At 33.4% G+C, this 16315-nt stretch carries 19 protein-coding genes; 7 read left to right on the top strand and 12 right to left on the bottom strand.

The features are described from left to right. Positions 1-91: 91 nt before the first annotated feature. Entirely contained in the window at positions 92-415 is a 324-nt protein-coding gene (locus tag GMA17_RS07455) for a hypothetical protein (RefSeq protein WP_248400570.1), read from the top strand. 7 nt (positions 416-422) lie between these two features. On the opposite strand, the gene GMA17_RS07450 is transcribed toward GMA17_RS07455, so the two are convergent. Continuing rightward, positions 423-857 (bottom strand): arsenate reductase family protein, encoded by a 435-nt coding sequence (locus GMA17_RS07450; RefSeq protein ID WP_248400569.1) that lies wholly within the window; start codon positions 855-857, stop codon positions 423-425. Positions 858-1086: 229 nt separating this feature from the next. Between GMA17_RS07450 and trxB the strand changes: the two genes are divergently transcribed. Further along, positions 1087-2067 (top strand): thioredoxin-disulfide reductase, encoded by a 981-nt coding sequence (gene trxB / locus GMA17_RS07445; protein ID WP_248400568.1) that lies wholly within the window; start codon positions 1087-1089, stop codon positions 2065-2067. A gap of 201 nt (positions 2068-2268) precedes the next feature. On the opposite strand, the gene GMA17_RS07440 is transcribed toward trxB, so the two are convergent. The 3 genes from GMA17_RS07440 to GMA17_RS07430 form a co-directional block, all read right to left on the bottom strand. Continuing rightward, positions 2269-4095, bottom strand: coding sequence for a PspC domain-containing protein (locus GMA17_RS07440; protein WP_248400567.1), 1827 nt, complete (start codon positions 4093-4095; stop codon positions 2269-2271). Beyond that, positions 4095-4433: a PadR family transcriptional regulator gene (locus GMA17_RS07435; protein WP_248400566.1), complete on the bottom strand. Its 339-nt coding sequence runs from the start codon at positions 4431-4433 to the stop codon at positions 4095-4097. The genes GMA17_RS07440 and GMA17_RS07435 overlap by 1 nt, the downstream gene beginning before the upstream one ends. Positions 4434-4564: 131 nt before the next feature. Next, positions 4565-5011: a DUF4870 domain-containing protein gene (locus GMA17_RS07430; protein WP_248400565.1), complete on the bottom strand. Its 447-nt coding sequence runs from the start codon at positions 5009-5011 to the stop codon at positions 4565-4567. 142 nt (positions 5012-5153) lie between these two features. On the opposite strand from GMA17_RS07430, the gene GMA17_RS07425 reads away from it, so the two are divergent. The 3 genes from GMA17_RS07425 to GMA17_RS07415 all read left to right on the top strand — a co-directional run bounded on the left by GMA17_RS07425 (position 5154) and on the right by GMA17_RS07415 (position 6940). Then, entirely contained in the window at positions 5154-5609 is a 456-nt protein-coding gene (locus tag GMA17_RS07425; protein ID WP_248400564.1) for a DUF4442 domain-containing protein, read from the top strand. Positions 5610-5728: 119 nt separating this feature from the next. After that, complete coding sequence (locus GMA17_RS07420; RefSeq protein WP_248400563.1) at positions 5729-6529, top strand: TIGR00266 family protein; 801 nt, start codon at positions 5729-5731, stop codon at positions 6527-6529. A gap of 213 nt (positions 6530-6742) precedes the next feature. Beyond that, positions 6743-6940 carry a hypothetical protein gene (locus tag GMA17_RS07415; RefSeq protein WP_066251981.1) on the top strand — a complete coding sequence of 66 codons (198 nt, stop codon included), beginning with the start codon at positions 6743-6745 and terminating at the stop codon, positions 6938-6940. A gap of 33 nt (positions 6941-6973) precedes the next feature. Here GMA17_RS07415 and GMA17_RS07410 read toward each other — a convergent pair whose 3' ends face one another. Next, positions 6974-7912, bottom strand: a complete 939-nt coding sequence (locus GMA17_RS07410; RefSeq protein WP_248400562.1) for a hydrogen peroxide-inducible genes activator — start codon at positions 7910-7912, stop codon at positions 6974-6976. 105 nt (positions 7913-8017) lie between these two features. Here GMA17_RS07410 and GMA17_RS07405 point away from each other — a divergent pair, with 105 nt between their 5' ends. Beyond that, positions 8018-8497, top strand: a complete 480-nt coding sequence (locus tag GMA17_RS07405; RefSeq protein ID WP_248400561.1) for a Dps family protein — start codon at positions 8018-8020, stop codon at positions 8495-8497. A gap of 72 nt (positions 8498-8569) precedes the next feature. On the opposite strand, the gene GMA17_RS07400 is transcribed toward GMA17_RS07405, so the two are convergent. From GMA17_RS07400 to GMA17_RS07370, 7 genes are all read right to left on the bottom strand, one after another. Continuing rightward, positions 8570-8989 carry a DUF2141 domain-containing protein gene (locus GMA17_RS07400; protein WP_248400560.1) on the bottom strand — a complete coding sequence of 140 codons (420 nt, stop codon included), beginning with the start codon at positions 8987-8989 and terminating at the stop codon, positions 8570-8572. A 121-nt stretch (positions 8990-9110) separates the two neighbouring features. After that, positions 9111-10442, bottom strand: coding sequence for a DUF58 domain-containing protein (locus tag GMA17_RS07395; protein ID WP_248400559.1), 1332 nt, complete (start codon positions 10440-10442; stop codon positions 9111-9113). Further along, positions 10443-11444, bottom strand: a complete 1002-nt coding sequence (locus GMA17_RS07390) for a MoxR family ATPase (protein ID WP_248400558.1) — start codon at positions 11442-11444, stop codon at positions 10443-10445. Next, on the bottom strand, positions 11444-12643 hold the full coding sequence (locus GMA17_RS07385) for a DUF4350 domain-containing protein (RefSeq protein WP_248400557.1): 1200 nt from the start codon (positions 12641-12643) through the stop codon (positions 11444-11446). The genes GMA17_RS07390 and GMA17_RS07385 overlap by 1 nt, the downstream gene beginning before the upstream one ends. Next, a complete protein-coding gene (locus tag GMA17_RS07380) occupies positions 12636-13361 on the bottom strand; it encodes a hypothetical protein (RefSeq protein ID WP_248400556.1) in 726 nt (241 codons plus the stop codon). The genes GMA17_RS07385 and GMA17_RS07380 overlap by 8 nt, the downstream gene beginning before the upstream one ends. Beyond that, positions 13354-14274 (bottom strand): hypothetical protein, encoded by a 921-nt coding sequence (locus tag GMA17_RS07375; protein WP_248400555.1) that lies wholly within the window; start codon positions 14272-14274, stop codon positions 13354-13356. Before GMA17_RS07375 ends, GMA17_RS07380 begins: the two co-directional genes overlap by 8 nt. A 10-nt stretch (positions 14275-14284) precedes the next feature. Continuing rightward, on the bottom strand, positions 14285-15250 hold the full coding sequence (locus GMA17_RS07370; protein WP_248400554.1) for a stage II sporulation protein M: 966 nt from the start codon (positions 15248-15250) through the stop codon (positions 14285-14287). A 34-nt stretch (positions 15251-15284) separates the two neighbouring features. Here GMA17_RS07370 and GMA17_RS07365 point away from each other — a divergent pair, with 34 nt between their 5' ends. Then, the gene (locus tag GMA17_RS07365; protein WP_248400553.1) at positions 15285-16010 is read left to right on the top strand and encodes an RDD family protein; all 726 of its coding nucleotides are present in this window, start codon (positions 15285-15287) and stop codon (positions 16008-16010) included. Positions 16011-16315 lie beyond the last annotated feature (305 nt).

Genomic DNA, 16315 nt, shown 5'->3' with positions numbered 1-16315 from the left:
AAAACTACCAAAAGTCGTATTTTGGTTAGTAGTTAAAGCAGGTGTTTGCGTTTAGTGAATATCTGCTTTATTGTAATTTAAACTATATATTATGAAACAAGAGCGAACAGAATTAAAGCATATACAAAAATATCAGGAACGTGGTTATACAAGTAGTTTTAGATGTGAAAATGGTTTTTTAGTTGAATTAACCAGTAAAAAGGGCTATCAACCGGAGCAAATTTTTATAAAAAGAACGCAACGTTTTGAAGGGGTAAGTAACCCATCCGATATGTCCATTCTTTATGTGATAGAAACAGAAGATGGAAAAAAAGGACTAGTTACTGCTAGTTATGGAATAGATAGCGATACCGATTTAGATAGCTTTTTTAGAAAAATACCGGCAGAGAATGACCATTCTAATGACGTTATTTAAAATACCGTTATTCAATAGGTGATCTGCCATCATCAGATTTCTCCTCTTTATCAAAATACTTGGAAATTTCTGAAGGTGTTTCAATAAAATGGAAGTTTTTACCATCCACTAAAATTGGACAGCGTAAACTGCTTGGATGATTTTGAAGAACTTTAATCCAATCATCTTCAGATAAAGATGCTTTATCTGTACTGTAGTTGTTTTTAAAATCGGGATGTTCTTGATTCACTAAACCGTCTAAAGAAGTGTTAAGATTGGTAGCAATTTCAGCCCATTGAGTTCCAGTTACTTTTGTTTTAGAAATATCAATTGCTAAAATACCACGATTAGAGCTGTTTACATAAGCATAAGCTTGTTGCCCTATTGAGGTTTCTGAATTATAATATAGTATCACTTTTCGGTTATTAGTTGCAATGGTTCCCATAGAATCTTCTTCTTTCATTTTTAGTGTAAATCTATTTGTAAAATGTTATGCAATATAACGTAATAAATTTAAATTTTAACTCGAATAGGGGAGGCTGTAGGACGTGTTAAGCTAAAAAAATGAGCTAAACGGTTTATACGCAAGCTGTATCAATAAAATTAATTGTTACATAATAACTTTTAATAAGTTTACTGTAAGGTTTCTACTAAAAATTCTACTTTTGTATTAATAAATTTACACGCACATTATGTCTGAAACGATAGAAAAAGTAAAATGTTTAATAATAGGTTCTGGTCCTGCTGGTTATACAGCGGCTATTTATGCAGCCAGAGCAAATATGAAACCTGTTTTATACCAAGGAACGCAACCGGGTGGTCAGTTAACTACTACAAATGAAGTTGAGAATTTTCCCGGTTATCCAGAAGGTATTACAGGTCCAGCTATGATGATGGAGCTACAGAAACAAGCTGAACGTTTTGAAACCGACGTACGGGATGGTTGGGTAACGAAAGTTGATTTTTCTGGAGGTATACATAAAGTATGGGTCAATGACACCAAGGAAATTCACTGTGAAACCGTTATCATTTCTACAGGTGCTTCAGCAAAATATTTAGGATTAGAATCTGAACAAAAATACTTAAAATTAGGTGGAGGTGTTTCAGCATGTGCTGTTTGCGATGGCTTTTTCTACAGAAATCACGAGGTGGTTATTGTTGGTGCAGGAGATAGTGCTTGCGAAGAAGCGCACTACTTATCTAAACTTTGTAAGAAAGTAACGATGTTGGTTAGACGTGATGAGTTTAGAGCTTCTAAAATCATGGCGGAACGCGTTAAGAAAACCGAAAATATTGAGATTTTATTCAATACCGAAACGGATGAGGTATTAGGAGATGGACAAGTGGTTACAGGTGTTCGCGTTTTTAACAATCAGACCAATGAGAAATTTGAAATTCCTGCAACAGGATTTTTTGTAGCTATTGGACACAAACCTAACACAGATATTTTTAAAGACTTTCTAGAATTAGATGAAACGGGTTATATTATTAATGTACCTGGAACATCTAAAACAAATATTGAAGGTGTTTTTGTATCTGGTGATGCAGCAGATCATGTTTACAGACAAGCGGTTACAGCTGCTGGAACTGGTTGTATGGCGGCTTTAGATGCGGAACGTTGGTTGGCTGCTCAAGATGCCGATTTTGAAGTAAGCACATCTACATATAACTAAATAACATAAAGATTTACATAAAAAAAACCGAAGCAATTGCTTCGGTTTTTTTGTGCTTTGTTTCTTTCAAAACAGAAAAATATAAAGTGTTATAATAATAGAAATGATAATTTTTGATAAGGTGGTCATGATTGGTTGATTTTTTGATTGATTGATTGATTGATTGATTGATTGAATGCCGATAGGCAGGATATCATGTTTTTAATTATTATCCGTTGTTATTTCTATACCGTTTTTATCAATATTTACTTTAACCTCCTCACTATTGGCTTTTATGCCGTCCTCATTGACTTCTAAATTGGAGTCGGTTGATTTGATTTGCACACCATTTTCGTCTATTCTAACACTTGAATTATCATCGTTAACATGTATGTTCACGTCAAAATCGTCTTCCGGACAATCTTCGCAAATAACACCGTCATTTATTATTTTTAAATAATGCTCTTCCATACCATTATCTAAAATGTCATTGTAATAGCTGGAGTTTCTATGAAAATTATACGTGTTGTTATCTGCATATAAGGTGCTACCTTCAGGTAAATATAAGGTGATTTCCACTTCTTGGTCGCTAAATTTATTATCAATTGCTGTTGTTAAAAACGGATCCAGAATTAACGTGTTGCCTGTTAATTCATACTTGTAATTAATGTTCTCTGCACGTTTTTTAGCTAAAAGAAAATCGCTGCCATCGGCTTGTTTTTCAATAGTTATATAGGCTAAAGAATCTCTAGTGGATTTAACAATTAAACGAATATCTGTTGAGTAAATAATTTTTTTATTATTGTCATCATAAGCCAATCGCGTAGAATTACCATGTCTATTAAAGTTTTTGTTATAGGTAATACTCTCTGCCATTTTCACTACCAATGTATCATTAGTTGTAATTGGTAGGGTGTCTTTTTGGGATACACTAGCATCAAAAGCGTGCTGTGTGGCTTGCTTAATACCAATAATAGTCAAACTAATTATGGTTACCAACCAAATTCCTAATAGGGAGAATTTTGCAATATTTCCAATAGATTTTAGGTTGTTAATTAAAATTTTAAGTCCCAAATAAAAGACGAAAAAGAAAGGAATTCCAATAGCAAAAAAGAACAACATAGATACGAGCCAAATAGGAGTGTTAGCGGCATTGGCGGCATCTAATAATTCAAATCCTGGAATATGAATAATGTCGGTTACACCAACTGTTAGTAACCCAATAAGCAAGCTTATTAAGGTACCAGCTCCAATTATAATGAGAATAATACCTATAAATTTGGCAATCACTTTAAAGAAGAAAACAAAGATATTCCCAATAGCATCAAAAAAACTTTGTGAGCTTGATTTAATACTATTTCCATGCTTTTGAAAATTGACGTTTTTTGCGGCACCAGAAACCGAATCGGAAACCGATTTAGCAGTACCTGACAAAGAATCACCTACATTTTTAGCAACATCAGAAACGTTATCAAAGCCATCTTTTATTTTTTTTTCAATATTACTAATATTAACAGGCTCACCAGTCATGGTGAGCTTGTCCGCGGTTGTTTTGGCTTCAGGAATTAAAACCCATAATATAATATATAAGAATACACCCGTTCCAGCACCAAATATCAAGATAATCCATAATAAGCGAATCCAAATAGTATCAATGCCAAAATAATGTCCCAACCCAGCTGAAACTCCACCAATATAGGAATTTTCAGTATCTCTAAATAGTTTTTTATTTGGAGTTGATTTACGTTGATATGGGCTTTGTGGTTCATCTTCAAAGATTTCATCATCAACCAAATAATCTTCTGGTTGTCCCATAATGGTAATAATATCTTCTACTTCTTTATTGCCAATAACCTGCTTATCATGTTTAATGCGCTCGCTAAACAATTCGGCAATACGCGCTTCAATATCTGAAATAATTTCAGAGCGTCCTTGAGAGTCGGTAAATGAACGTTTTATAGCCTCAAGATAGCGTTGTAATTTTAGGTATGCATCCTCATCAATGTGGAAAAAAATACCTGCTAAATTTATGTTGACTGTTTTATTCATTATTTCGTGTTTTTTTGACTGGTTACTATATTAACTGCATGTTGTAATTCGTTCCAAGTTGTGGTTAATTCATTTAAAAACAACTTGCCGGTTTCGGTAAGACCATAATATTTTCGTGGTGGTCCAGATGTAGATTCTTCCCAACGATAATTAAGAAGTCCTGCGTTTTTAAGTCTGGTAAGCAACGGATATATGGTTCCTTCCACAACTAATAATTTGGCATCTTTTAAAGTCTCTAAAATTTCGGCTACATAAGCGTCATCGTCTTTTAATACCGAAAGAATACAATACTCCAAAACACCTTTACGCATTTGAGCTTTTGTGTTTTCTATTTTCATATGTGTCTTTTAATTTTAATTAAGGCAAACCGCTTAAAGCGCGTTTCTCCTAATAATTTTTTTAAACTGTCCATTTTTTGATTGTTTATCTGCTGTAAAGCAGGATTGATTTATTGATGAAATTATACTGATTATTTTAAAAATTTAATGGTTAATGGATATTGAAATGCTTGGCCGTCTCTAGCAGATAATGCTGCCTTAACTATAAAAACTAGCTCTAAAATAAACCCAATAACAGCTAAAAATCCTAATCCACCCGTTATATAAAGTAGCGGTGAAGGTTTGGTTATACTAATATGAATACTATCAAACGTATTGATATCTAAAAAATCGAAACCGCTAATCAAATTAAAAATGAAAAAAGGAATAGTTACCATGCCAATAATTAATGCATACAATAAAATGCTTATCTGAAAATTAATAGCTTGCTTTCCATGCGCATCTACAAAGTCTGATTTGTCTTTATTCATGACCCATAAAACTAATGGGCCAATAAAATTTCCAAAAGGAATCAAGAACCTCGTAAAAGTGGACAGATGAATAAATGTGGCTAGATTTTTTTGGTGATTATCGATCATTTTTAAAAGTATATAATAGTTTCTTATGCAAATATATATCTAAAGGAAGGTATTATGCAATACAAAGTACTAAAAATTAACATAAAATTAACAAATAAGGATTCGTTTATTTTCGATATATTTATAAAAAAATATATACTAAATGACTATTTCTCCTAGTAAACTCAATATGTTTCTAATGTTCAAGTTGCCAGCAGCTTACTTTACAGGCGTCAGAACAAAATCGTTAGATTCTGAACAATGCGTGGTAACAGTTAAGCATAAATGGATAAATCAAAATCCATTTAAATCTATGTTTTGGGCGGTTCAAGGTATGGCTGCCGAATTAACAACAGGAGCTTTGGTGATGCAAAAAATTAAAGCTAGTGGGAAAAACATTTCTATGTTGGTAGCATCAAACAATGCTAGTTTTTCAAAAAAAGCAACAGGACGCATTACATTTATTTGCAAAGAAGGGCATAAGATAGATGAAGCCATAAAGCGCACTATTGAAACGGGAGAAGGACAAACCATTTGGATGCATGTGGTTGGAACTAATTCCGATAACATAGAAGTTTCACAATTTAATTTTGAATGGACTTTAAAGGTGAAAGGTTAGATTTTAAAACAATATAACTGGTGTTATGTCAGGATTTTGGAACATACTTACTTTATAAAACTGTAACAATTATTGAAAATCAACTACCTATACTGTATCAATCTTAAAAATTTAAAATTATGAATGCACACGAAATTGACTATGCCATATTTGGTGAAGAAATGCAATATGTTGAAATAGAACTAGACCCTCAAGAAGGCGTTGTTGCCGAAGCTGGGAGTTTTATGATGATGGATGATGGCATTAAAATGGAAACTATTTTTGGAGATGGTTCTGCTAAAAACAAAGGGTTTATGGGTTCTATTTTAGGAGCTGGCAAACGAATTCTTACTGGTGAAAGTTTATTTATGACCGCGTTCTATAATGATTTGGTGGGTAAAAAGCGTATCAGTTTTGCCTCGCCTTATCCTGGGAAAATTTTACCCATTGACTTAACAGCGTTTGGCGGTAAATTTATTTGCCAGAAGGATGCCTTTTTATGTGCAGCCAAAGGTGTTACTATAGGTATTGAATTTAGCAAACGTTTAGGTCGTGGACTTTTTGGTGGCGAAGGTTTCATTATGCAAAAGTTAGAGGGTGATGGTATGGCATTTGTGCATGCTGGAGGAACTATGGCGAAGCGTGTTTTACAGCCTGGGGAAATTTTGCGCGTGGATACTGGGTGTATTGTTGGTTTTACGCAAGGTGTTGATTATGATGTGGAATTTGTTGGAGGCATTAAAAACACCATTTTTGGAGGCGAAGGTTTATTCTTTGCTAAATTACAAGGTCCTGGAACCGTTTATATTCAGTCCTTACCGTTTAGCAGGTTAGCGGGCCGCGTCTTGGCATCAGCTCCACAAGGCGGCGGAAAAGATAAAGGTGAAGGTAGTATTTTAGGTGGTTTAGGTGATTTGTTAGATGGTGATAACCGGTTTTAATCTTTTCAACAAGCTATTAACAATTACCAATAAGTCGTAAAGTGATGTATAATAAGAGTTAACCTCTTTTTTTAACGCATTTACAGTTTTCTTTGATGTTAAAGTTTTGTTTACGTTTCAGAAGGGATGTCTTTTTTTACTATATTTATAGAAATCAAATAAGATATTATTGCCTATTAAAAAATCTACTTTTTAACCTAAAATTTTTAAGAAATGGCCAGAGCAATGTTCGAGTACACGAAAACTGTACTCAATAAGGTGAGTTTTGATGCGACATTATTTTGCAGAGAAGTTCAAAAAGCCCTTCAAAGATTATTACCTTATGAAATTGAAGAACTTAAGATTTATATTGAATCTTTAGTAAGGCAGAATCCAGATTTAGATCAGTGTTTAGTATACTTAAAAACATAAAATAGAAAAGCGACCGTTATTGGTCGCTTTTTTTTATTTAGGAAGTGGACTAACTATGTTCACATTTTGGAATGCAATGGCGCCTCTAATGATTCCTGAAATAACATTATGCATGGCATCAATAATTTGCATTTTTAATTCACTTTTATGGTAGAGTAAACTGACTTCTCTAGCAGGTGAGGGCTCATTAAAAAAATGTAAGTTGTGTTTGGCGGTATCACTCAAATCCAAGGTATGTAAATAGGGAAGGAGCGTCATGCCCAATCCTTCATTTGATAGTTTAATTAAGGTTTCAATACTACCACTTTCTAATTGAAATTGGTCCTCATTATGCGTTTTGAATGCTTTACATAAATTTATAACACCATCTCTAAAACAATGGCCATCTTCAAGAAGAAGCATATCATCAATTTCTAAATCCGTGGTATTTAATTTTTGTTTATTGTGTAATCTATGGTGCTCTGGAATATAACCTACAAATGGTTCAAAATATAATACGCGTTCTTTTATATACTCGTTTTCCAAAGGCGTAGCGGCAATGGCAGCATCTAAATGACCTTCCTTAATACGCGATATGATTTCGTCTGTAGTAAGCTCCTCAATTTTCAACTTTATTTTGGGGTACTTTTTAATGAACGTTTTTAAAAACATAGGCAATAAGGTTGGCATGATGGTGGGAATAATTCCCAACCTAAATTCACCACCAATAAATCCTTTTTCCTGATCTACAATATCCTGAATTCTGTAGGATTCATTCACAATATTTTTGGCTTGACTCACAATTTTTTTTCCAACTTCTGTTAACTCAATCGGTTTTTTACTCCGATCAAAAATAAGAACGTCTAGCTCTTCCTCTAACTTCTGAATTTGCATACTCAATGTAGGTTGGGTAACAAAACATGTTTCAGCAGCTTTGGTAAAATTTTGCTGCTCGGCAACTGCCAATACGTAATAAAGTTGAGTAATAGTCATAGGTATCAATTTAGACTATAAAAATATAAAAACTATCAATAAAACTTATGCTAAAAGATGCTAATTATGTCTTAAATTTGAATTGAACTTAAAAACGAGATGATTATGAAATTAAACACAATTGGATTAAGCGAAACAAAAACTAAAGATATAGCTAAAGATTTAAACGTTTTATTAGCAAACTTTCAAGTGTATTACCAGAACTTAAGAGGTGTGCACTGGAATATTAGAGGAAAGCGTTTCTTTGATTTACATGTAAAATTTGAAGAGTTGTATACTGATGCCAATATAAAGGTAGATGAAATAGCAGAGCGTATTTTAACTTTAGGCGAAACACCGTTACACACCTTTGATGATTATACGAAAGCAGCAAAAGTACCGGTAGGAAAAAATGTTTCTGAAGATGAAAAAACCGTACGTTTAATTGTTGATTCACTTGCAGAATTACTTAAAATTGAACGTCAGATTTTAAATAAAACAGATGAAGTTGGTGATGAAGGGACAAACGCTATGATGAGTGATTTTATTACGGAACAAGAAAAAACAGTTTGGATGTTTAAAGCTTGGTTAAACGAAACTGTATAATAATTAATTTTTGATTATTAATTAAAGCGACCTGTACTAGTAGTGTAGGTCGCTTTTTTTATGAATATTTTTTTAAAAACGAATACTGATTTCAGTGTCTGCTTTCAATTCAAATTTAGCGTCATTAAAGTTTGGTGGTCCCATGAGTATCGGATTGTTGGACATACCGTAAGATTCTTTAGGCATGCCATTAGCTTCAAAATCCATTCGCGAATTATCATTTTCGTCATGAACAACCATAACAGCATAGTTGCCTGGTTTTAAATTATTAAAAGTGGCAATAGCTTTACCATCTGTTACTTTTACTTTACGGTTTTGAAGTGCTTCTGCTTTCATAAATGTATCAGCAGTATGTAGTCCTATTAAAACATGCCCTTTGGCATTTAGTGGATTTTCTACTGTAACGGAAACAGTGTGGGTCTGCAAACTATCTTGTGCGTGAGAAATAAAAGATGTTAAGGTAAAAGCGATAATAATTGCTAGCGTTTTCATAAGTGTTGGTTTTTAGATTAATACATTGTAAATATATATCAAACCGCTATGTTCTGAAAAGTAAGCTCACTGAACTGTTGTTTTTTTAGGATGTATTGTAAAATGGGTTTTATAAAACAGATTAAATTAACCCACGAGCTTTAATTTCTAAATACTTATTAATGGTATTCAAGGTTAAATCTTCTGGAGCTGTTAAAATACTTTGAATGCCATGTTTCTGCAATTCGTTAATGATGAGTTTCTTCTCATAAACAAATTTTTCGGCAATGGTTTTTTCGAATATTTCAAAGGTATTACGTGATTCTTTCTGCGTGAGTTTATCCAATTCGGTATTTTCAAAAAAGATAACAACCAATACATGATGCTTGGCTATGGCTTGTAAATACGGTAATTGTCTATGTAAAGCATCTAAGGTTTCAAAATTGGTATAGAGTAGTAATAAGCTTCGTTGGTTTAAACTTCGCTTCACATCAATATATAATCTAGAGAAATCGGATTCTGCGAAATCGGTATCTAAATTATAAAGCGTTTCCATAATCTGATTCATCTGTGATGGTCTGCGTTCAGCAACTACTTTATTATCCACTTTCCTAGAAAAGGCAAACATACCAGCTTTATCTTGTTTTTTTAAAGCCACATTACTAATAACCAAGGTTGCATTAATAGCATAATCCAAAAGGCTTAATCCGTTAAACGGCATTTTCATAGCGCGACCTTTATCAATAACACTGTAAATAGGTTGGGAGCGTTCGTCTTGGAATTGATTTACCATCAATTGACTCCGTTTGGCTGTTGCTTTCCAATTTATATTCCGAATATCATCACCTTGAACATAGTCTTTAATTTGCTCAAATTCCATGGTGTGACCAATTCTTCGGATTTTCTTTAATCCAAATTCGAAAATTTTATTCGAAAATGCCAACAACATATATTTCTTTAACTGCAGAAATGATGGGTAATTGGGTACCATAGCATTATTTCCAAATTGAAAACGACGGGTTAATAATCCAACTGGAGACGTTACATAAACGTTCAGGTTTCCAAAATGATATTCGCCACGTTCCAAAGGACGCAAGGTGTAGGTGATTTTTTTATCCGTAAGTTTATCAAGTTGGGTATCAATTTCAAAATCGCGCCTCTGATATTGAAACGGCATCTCGTCTATGAGTTTTAGTTTAATTTTATAATTATACGTGTTTTTCAAGGTGATTTCAATCGGATTATCATCACCATTACTCAATTTTTTTGGAAGTAATCGTTTGGCTTCTAATCCATTTTGTTTGAATAACAATATGCTATCTATAAGAATAAGTACTAAAAAAGCTCCAAAAAGCATGATACTTATTGGTAATAATCCCGGAAATTGATACGCCATCAGAAATAGAAATGCGAATCCCATTAAGGCTGCAAAAAACCGAAATTCTAAATAGATATGTTTAAAGATACGTTTCAATTATCTTGGGATTTCAATCGTTTCAAGAATTTGGTCTACTACTTTATCAACTGTGAAGGCTTCCATTTCACGTTCTGGTGTTAGTACTAAGCGATGTTTTAAAACAGCTTTGGTACAGCGTTTTATGTCATCTGGTGTTACAAAATCGCGACCTTGAATAGCTGCGTTTGCTTTGGCTGCATTTAAAATGGCAATGGATGCTCTTGGCGATGCGCCTAAATACAAATTAGCGTTATTACGCGTGCTGTTAACTATGGAAGCAATGTAATGGAGTAAGTGGTCTTCCACTAAAATTTGTTTAATTAACCCTTGGTATTTTACAATATCAGCAGCTTTTAAAACCGGGTTTATTGTACTATAGTCTAATTGATCTTCCCGTTTGTGGTTGTCCACTAGAATCTGAATTTCATCTTCCAATGATGGATAATCCACATTAATTTTAAATAAAAAACGGTCTAATTGTGCTTCTGGCAAACGGTAGGTTCCTTCTTGTTCAATTGGGTTTTGTGTGGCAAAAACCAAGAAAGGTGGCTCCATAATAAACTGATTGTTATCAATAGTTATTTGTCGTTCTGCCATAACCTCAAATAAAGCGGCTTGCGTTTTTGCAGGTGCTCTGTTAATTTCATCAATTAAAATAATATTGGAAAAAATAGGGCCTTTTTTATATTCAAACTCGCTCGTTTTTACATTAAAAATGGAGGTTCCTAAAATATCACTCGGCATTAAATCTGGTGTAAATTGAATGCGACTAAAATCCACATCTAACGTGCGTGCTAAAAGTTTGGCGGTAACTGTTTTTGCCACACCTGGAACACCTTCAATAAGTGTGTGGCCATTAGATAAAATAGAAATGATGAGCAATTCTACCATTTCATTCTGACCAACGATAATTTTACCAATCTCCGTTTTAATACTTTCTACATGGGCTTGCAAAGGCTTGAGGTCAATTCTATTCGTAAAGCTTAAATCTTCGCTTTCGTGCTGGTTCGTATCTTCCATTATATAGTGTTTTTTGTAAAATGTTCTATTTGTTTGTTAAGGGCAATGAGCTCTTTTTCTGTGTGGTTATTTTTCGATTTTAAAAACGTAATTAAATCGATTAATGATTTAGTGTCTTGAACCGTATTTGATGATTTAACAGCGAGTTTCTGAATAAAACGCTCGCTAAATTCATTGGTTTCTAAATAGTATGTGGTTCGTATGAATTCTAAAAAATAGGTTATTTTTTTATGAATGATATTCGAATAATCACCATGTTGGTAGTATAAATCGCCAATAGTTTGGGTAAACGCTACGGTTGAATTTTTTAAGGGTTCTACAACTGGAATAATACGCTGGGTTCGTTTTCCTTTAAAAATAACAAAGATGATTAAACCTATTAAACTAATGTAGAATGTCCATTTTAGTGCAGGACTACTTAATATGAAGCGCAATGGACTTTTTATAACTTTGCGTCCGCTTTTATAATAGTTATCCCAAAGGATGCTATTATTTTTTGGCAAAAATGATAAAACGGTTGCGGCATAATCTGCTTTGTCATTTAATAAATGATAGTTTGTAAAGGCAAACGGATTGCTATGAACATAAAAGGCTCCACCATTATCGCCAAAAGGCGTTTTAGTAAAATTAACTTCCTTCCTTATTTTATTTTCATCAATCATATAACCTAAAATGGTTGCATTAGATGTATCTATAGAGGTGAAGAAGCTGTTTTCAATAACATCATCAAACAGACGTTCGTTAGCTTTTAAGGTTTTATTAGTGAATATAGATTTGGAAGGATCCTTGAAAAATCCATCATAATCCCGATCTATTTCTATGTTTAGCGAATCGGCAAATGCTCCGTAAACATAGTTGGTACTAATAAAAACGGTATTCCCATTTTCAACAAATTCCAAAAGCGCATTGGAGCCTTCTTCCTCAACATTAATATAATCGTTTATAAGAAGGAGCGTCGTGTTTGTCGCGTTAGGAAAATCTTTTAAGCGTTCGTACAAACTTTCATCAGATGTTTCTATTGTACTGGACGTAAATGGCTTTAATTCATTGTAAAGCACGTAGCAACCCAAAGGAATTTTATCGGCAGCGGAGTAGGAGTTTCGCCAATTCAATGGTTTAGGTTTGGTGACTTCAGCTATCATTAACAACACGATAATGGCGGCAATGCTATATAAAGCTATTTTTGAGCGTTTATCCATTAATGCGTTTATTTAAGGTTGAAAAATCGTCTTGATTTCTATTGAAAGCTTGTTCGTCTATGGCAAATTCGCCATACCAAACGTAATCATAGATGTAAGAAATGCGTTTGAATAATTGTTTGATACCATCATCTGAAATTTCATTGAGATAGTCTGAATTGGTTTTGTCATAATGCCAATCGATGATGTTTTTGTTCGTTAAATTTTTAAGTGATTTTAGATATAAATAACGCGTTGCCAAACGATAATTGCTTTCTTTTAAGGCTGTTTTTATTAGGTTTTCAAAATCAACTTGTTGGATGTCTTCTTCAATATAACCAAAATTATCAATGGTTTTTTCTTCCGTTTTAAATACGGAGCTCATAGGTGATTGTAATAAAAACTTAATAAATAAATACAGAGCTCCAGCAGCTAAAAGGCCGTAAACAATGTATTCCAAAGTTTCATAATCCACAAAATCTATGTCAATCCCGAAAAGATTACCTAACCAGTTAAAAAATTTCCGAAGCAATTGTTGTAATAAATTAACACCACCTGTATCGTTGATATTGTAATTGAAATCATTTCCGGAATAGCGATCCAGGATGCCTTCTTTAAAATAGGTAACCGTGATATCTGTCGAGTCTTCTTGGATTTTATTTTGTGCAACGGCAACCGCATGCTTTATAAAAAACAAGCCTGAAACCGTTAAAGTGATATGTCTGTTTGGTTTACTCATTAACACCTATTTGTTCTATACGTTCGCGCAAATATGTGTTATATCGTTCTTCATGTAAATTAAAGAATAGTACACCATAAGCTACCTGTGAAAGGGCTTGCGAGAAAATAAATGCTAATACAAACATGGTAAAACCTAGTGTAAAAACAATAGTTGCAAAGTTACTTGTTAAAAAATCCACTTCACTTTCAATAGAAAAATAGGTGTAAAAACCAATAATGAATCCAGGGATGGATAGGATTAAAAACGTTAGCATTAGATTTAGAATTCCAATTACCAATCCGAAGAAAACCACACGAATAAAATTAGAAAACGTGAAAGACCAACCTTCTGATAAGGCTTCGCCAACCGATTTATTAGTACTGAAAATAGACATAAATGATAAACCAAAAAGGGCGCTTAGCGTAAAATTGATGGCATATTGTGCTAACATACCTAATAACGGAATAAACGCTAAAACCAGAGAAACCACAAAGTAACCGATGTACATGGCAATGCCAATAAGGATAAATAGGATGATGGTTCCTAAATTCTTTTTAATGGCAGACCAAATGTTTGCCGATTTCACGTTGCCTTCCTGCTTTACATATTCTGTCATGTAAGCGCTAGAAAAACTGTAATTTAAAACGGCCGTAACAAATAGAATAACAACGAGAAGCAATCCGCCAACTATTAAATACCAATCGTTATCCATGCTAGTTTCCATACCAAACCTGAAATCACGACTCGCCAAACCCATGAATCCAGTTACTAACAGATAAGATCCAATTAGTGTTAATATGATACTAATGGCATTGTAACGCAAGTATAGGTTGGTATAATGTTTAAAGTTGAGTTTTAAAAACTGAAAATAGTTATTGACAATATCGCCAAAGGTATTTCGCGTACGAAGTTCTAAATACGGTTTTTCCATACGGTAGGTTTTATAGATTTAAGGCCATTTTTTTATTCAATTTAATCGGGTAAATTATATAATAAAATATAATTAAGGTTAAAGATGCAAGAATAATCCCATAAGCTAAAGCAGGGTGCATTTGTTCTCCAAAACGAGTTATAAACCCTTCAATAAAGCCAGCTACAATGAAAAACGGAATCGTGCTGACTACTATTTTCAAGCCGTCTTTGGCGCCTTTCATAAAAGCAACGCGTCTAGAATAAGTTTTGGGGAATAGAAAACTATTTCCCATTACCAAACCCGCGCAACCAGCAATTACAATCACCGAAATTTCAATGGTACCATGAAGCCAAACGGTCGATGTTTTTTCTAAAATGCCATAATTATAGAAAAACGTAATAAAAGCGCCTAACATGATACCATTACTAAACAAAATATAAATGGTGCCTACACTAAAAACAACACCTGCAGCAAATGCAAAAATAGCCACACGGATATTGTTTATAGTAATTCCCAGAAAAGTACCCATTTGGCTTCCACTTTTATAAACCGCCATAGGTTCCCCATTTTCAATGTTTTCAATGGTCATATTTACATAAGCATCACCTAAAATTAAACGTACAAAACTGTCGTCATTTAAAGTAGAAACGACACCAATTAAAACAGCCGACATAAAAATTAGAAAGGAATACAGTAAGGTTTTATGATAGGCTATAAAGAACAGTGGAAATTCGTATTTCCAAAAGGAAACAATCTTATTTTTTGACTCTCTTTTGGTGATATAAATTTTCTGATGCGCCTCAGATGCCAACGAATTTAAATACAAAAGCGTCTTACTATCAGCATAGTAAGTCTGTGCATAGGAGAGGTCGTTAGTAAGTTGAATATAGTATGAAGCTAAATCGTCTGGGTTTATTTTAACATTATTGTGTAATGCTTTTTCAAATACCAGCCATTTTTCCTTATTTTGCTTCACGAATGATGCTTCGCGCATAGCCTATTTAAAATTTAAACGAATATACATTTCCATGAGCAATATAGCAATTAACACAGCCCAAAATGTCAATTTAGATTACAAACTAATTGGTGTTGGCGAACGTTTTGTCGCTTTTTTAATTGACGGCTTGATTCTTATTGCTTACATGACCATTATGGAAAACTTGGTAGCAGTTTCTGAAATATTTGATACCGATAGCTGGACCCGTCGTGGGTTTCTTGGATTGTTAACGCTTCCTGCCTTGTTTTATTCTTTGCTTTGTCATGTTCTGTTTAGTGGGCAAACCATTGGTAAAATGATCATGAAAATAAAAGTGGTTCGTTTTGATGGAGCGCCAACCCAATGGTATAATTTATTGGTGCGTTGGATGCTTCGGATTATTGATATATGGATGTTTTTTGCTTCAATTGGTGTAATGAGTATTTTATTGTCCGATAAAAAGCAACGTGTTGGTGATTCAGCAGCAGGCACTGTTGTTATTAGTGTGAAACAAAAACATAAAATAACCAGTACTATTCTGGAAGAAATAACTGACGATTATGAACCTGTATTTAATAATGTAACATTGTTAAGTGACAAGGACGTTCGGATTATTAAAGAAGCCTTTATGATTTCCAAACGGAATAATGATTTCAAGACCTTAACAATTATACGAAATAAAATTTGTGGCTTGCTGCAAATAGAATCAGATATGTTTGACAAAGAGTTTATTGACACCATTTTAAAGGATTATAACTATTACACTCAAAATATGTAAGCAGAGAACCCACTTCTTGCAAAGAAATTGTGTGAATCGCTTACACCGTTTTTAAAACGGTGTCTATTTTATTGAGCTAATGCCTAAATAAATTATCAAGAATATAATTGTGTGAAATGTTCTGGACGTTTTCAAAACGGTATTTCATGTTAGTATTTTTGAATCCGTTGTATTAATTAAAATAAAGTTGATTTTTGCAAAATAACGGACTTTATTAGTATGCAAATTATGCCTAAAAAATAGTAGGTATTCCGTTTCACTAAATAGCTATCATTCTATACCTTTGCTTGCATTTTAAACTAATA

Origin of the sequence: Bizionia sp. M204, assembly GCF_023205095.1 — a bacterium.
Lineage (GTDB): Bacteria > Bacteroidota > Bacteroidia > Flavobacteriales > Flavobacteriaceae > Algorimicrobium > Algorimicrobium hallyeonense.
The sequence above is the reverse complement of the archived record's forward strand: the minus strand, read 5'-3'. Positions and strand labels throughout refer to the sequence as shown.

Excerpts from the sequence above, each read along its gene's own strand:
- GMA17_RS07455 (WP_248400570.1), top strand. The coding sequence starts at position 92 with ATGAAACAAGAGCGAACAGAATTAAAGCATATACAAAAATATCAGGAA.
- GMA17_RS07450 (WP_248400569.1), bottom strand. The coding sequence starts at position 857 with ATGAAAGAAGAAGATTCTATGGGAACCATTGCAACTAATAACCGAAAA.
- trxB (WP_248400568.1), top strand. The coding sequence starts at position 1,087 with ATGTCTGAAACGATAGAAAAAGTAAAATGTTTAATAATAGGTTCTGGT.
- GMA17_RS07440 (WP_248400567.1), bottom strand. The coding sequence starts at position 4,095 with ATGAATAAAACAGTCAACATAAATTTAGCAGGTATTTTTTTCCACATT.
- GMA17_RS07435 (WP_248400566.1), bottom strand. The coding sequence starts at position 4,433 with ATGAAAATAGAAAACACAAAAGCTCAAATGCGTAAAGGTGTTTTGGAG.
- GMA17_RS07430 (WP_248400565.1), bottom strand. The coding sequence starts at position 5,011 with ATGATCGATAATCACCAAAAAAATCTAGCCACATTTATTCATCTGTCC.
- GMA17_RS07425 (WP_248400564.1), top strand. The coding sequence starts at position 5,154 with ATGACTATTTCTCCTAGTAAACTCAATATGTTTCTAATGTTCAAGTTG.
- GMA17_RS07420 (WP_248400563.1), top strand. The coding sequence starts at position 5,729 with ATGAATGCACACGAAATTGACTATGCCATATTTGGTGAAGAAATGCAA.
- GMA17_RS07415 (WP_066251981.1), top strand. The coding sequence starts at position 6,743 with ATGGCCAGAGCAATGTTCGAGTACACGAAAACTGTACTCAATAAGGTG.
- GMA17_RS07410 (WP_248400562.1), bottom strand. The coding sequence starts at position 7,912 with ATGACTATTACTCAACTTTATTACGTATTGGCAGTTGCCGAGCAGCAA.
- GMA17_RS07405 (WP_248400561.1), top strand. The coding sequence starts at position 8,018 with ATGAAATTAAACACAATTGGATTAAGCGAAACAAAAACTAAAGATATA.
- GMA17_RS07400 (WP_248400560.1), bottom strand. The coding sequence starts at position 8,989 with ATGAAAACGCTAGCAATTATTATCGCTTTTACCTTAACATCTTTTATT.
- GMA17_RS07390 (WP_248400558.1), bottom strand. The coding sequence starts at position 11,444 with ATGGAAGATACGAACCAGCACGAAAGCGAAGATTTAAGCTTTACGAAT.
- GMA17_RS07385 (WP_248400557.1), bottom strand. The coding sequence starts at position 12,643 with ATGGATAAACGCTCAAAAATAGCTTTATATAGCATTGCCGCCATTATC.
- GMA17_RS07380 (WP_248400556.1), bottom strand. The coding sequence starts at position 13,361 with ATGAGTAAACCAAACAGACATATCACTTTAACGGTTTCAGGCTTGTTT.
- GMA17_RS07375 (WP_248400555.1), bottom strand. The coding sequence starts at position 14,274 with ATGGAAAAACCGTATTTAGAACTTCGTACGCGAAATACCTTTGGCGAT.
- GMA17_RS07370 (WP_248400554.1), bottom strand. The coding sequence starts at position 15,250 with ATGCGCGAAGCATCATTCGTGAAGCAAAATAAGGAAAAATGGCTGGTA.
- GMA17_RS07365 (WP_248400553.1), top strand. The coding sequence starts at position 15,285 with ATGAGCAATATAGCAATTAACACAGCCCAAAATGTCAATTTAGATTAC.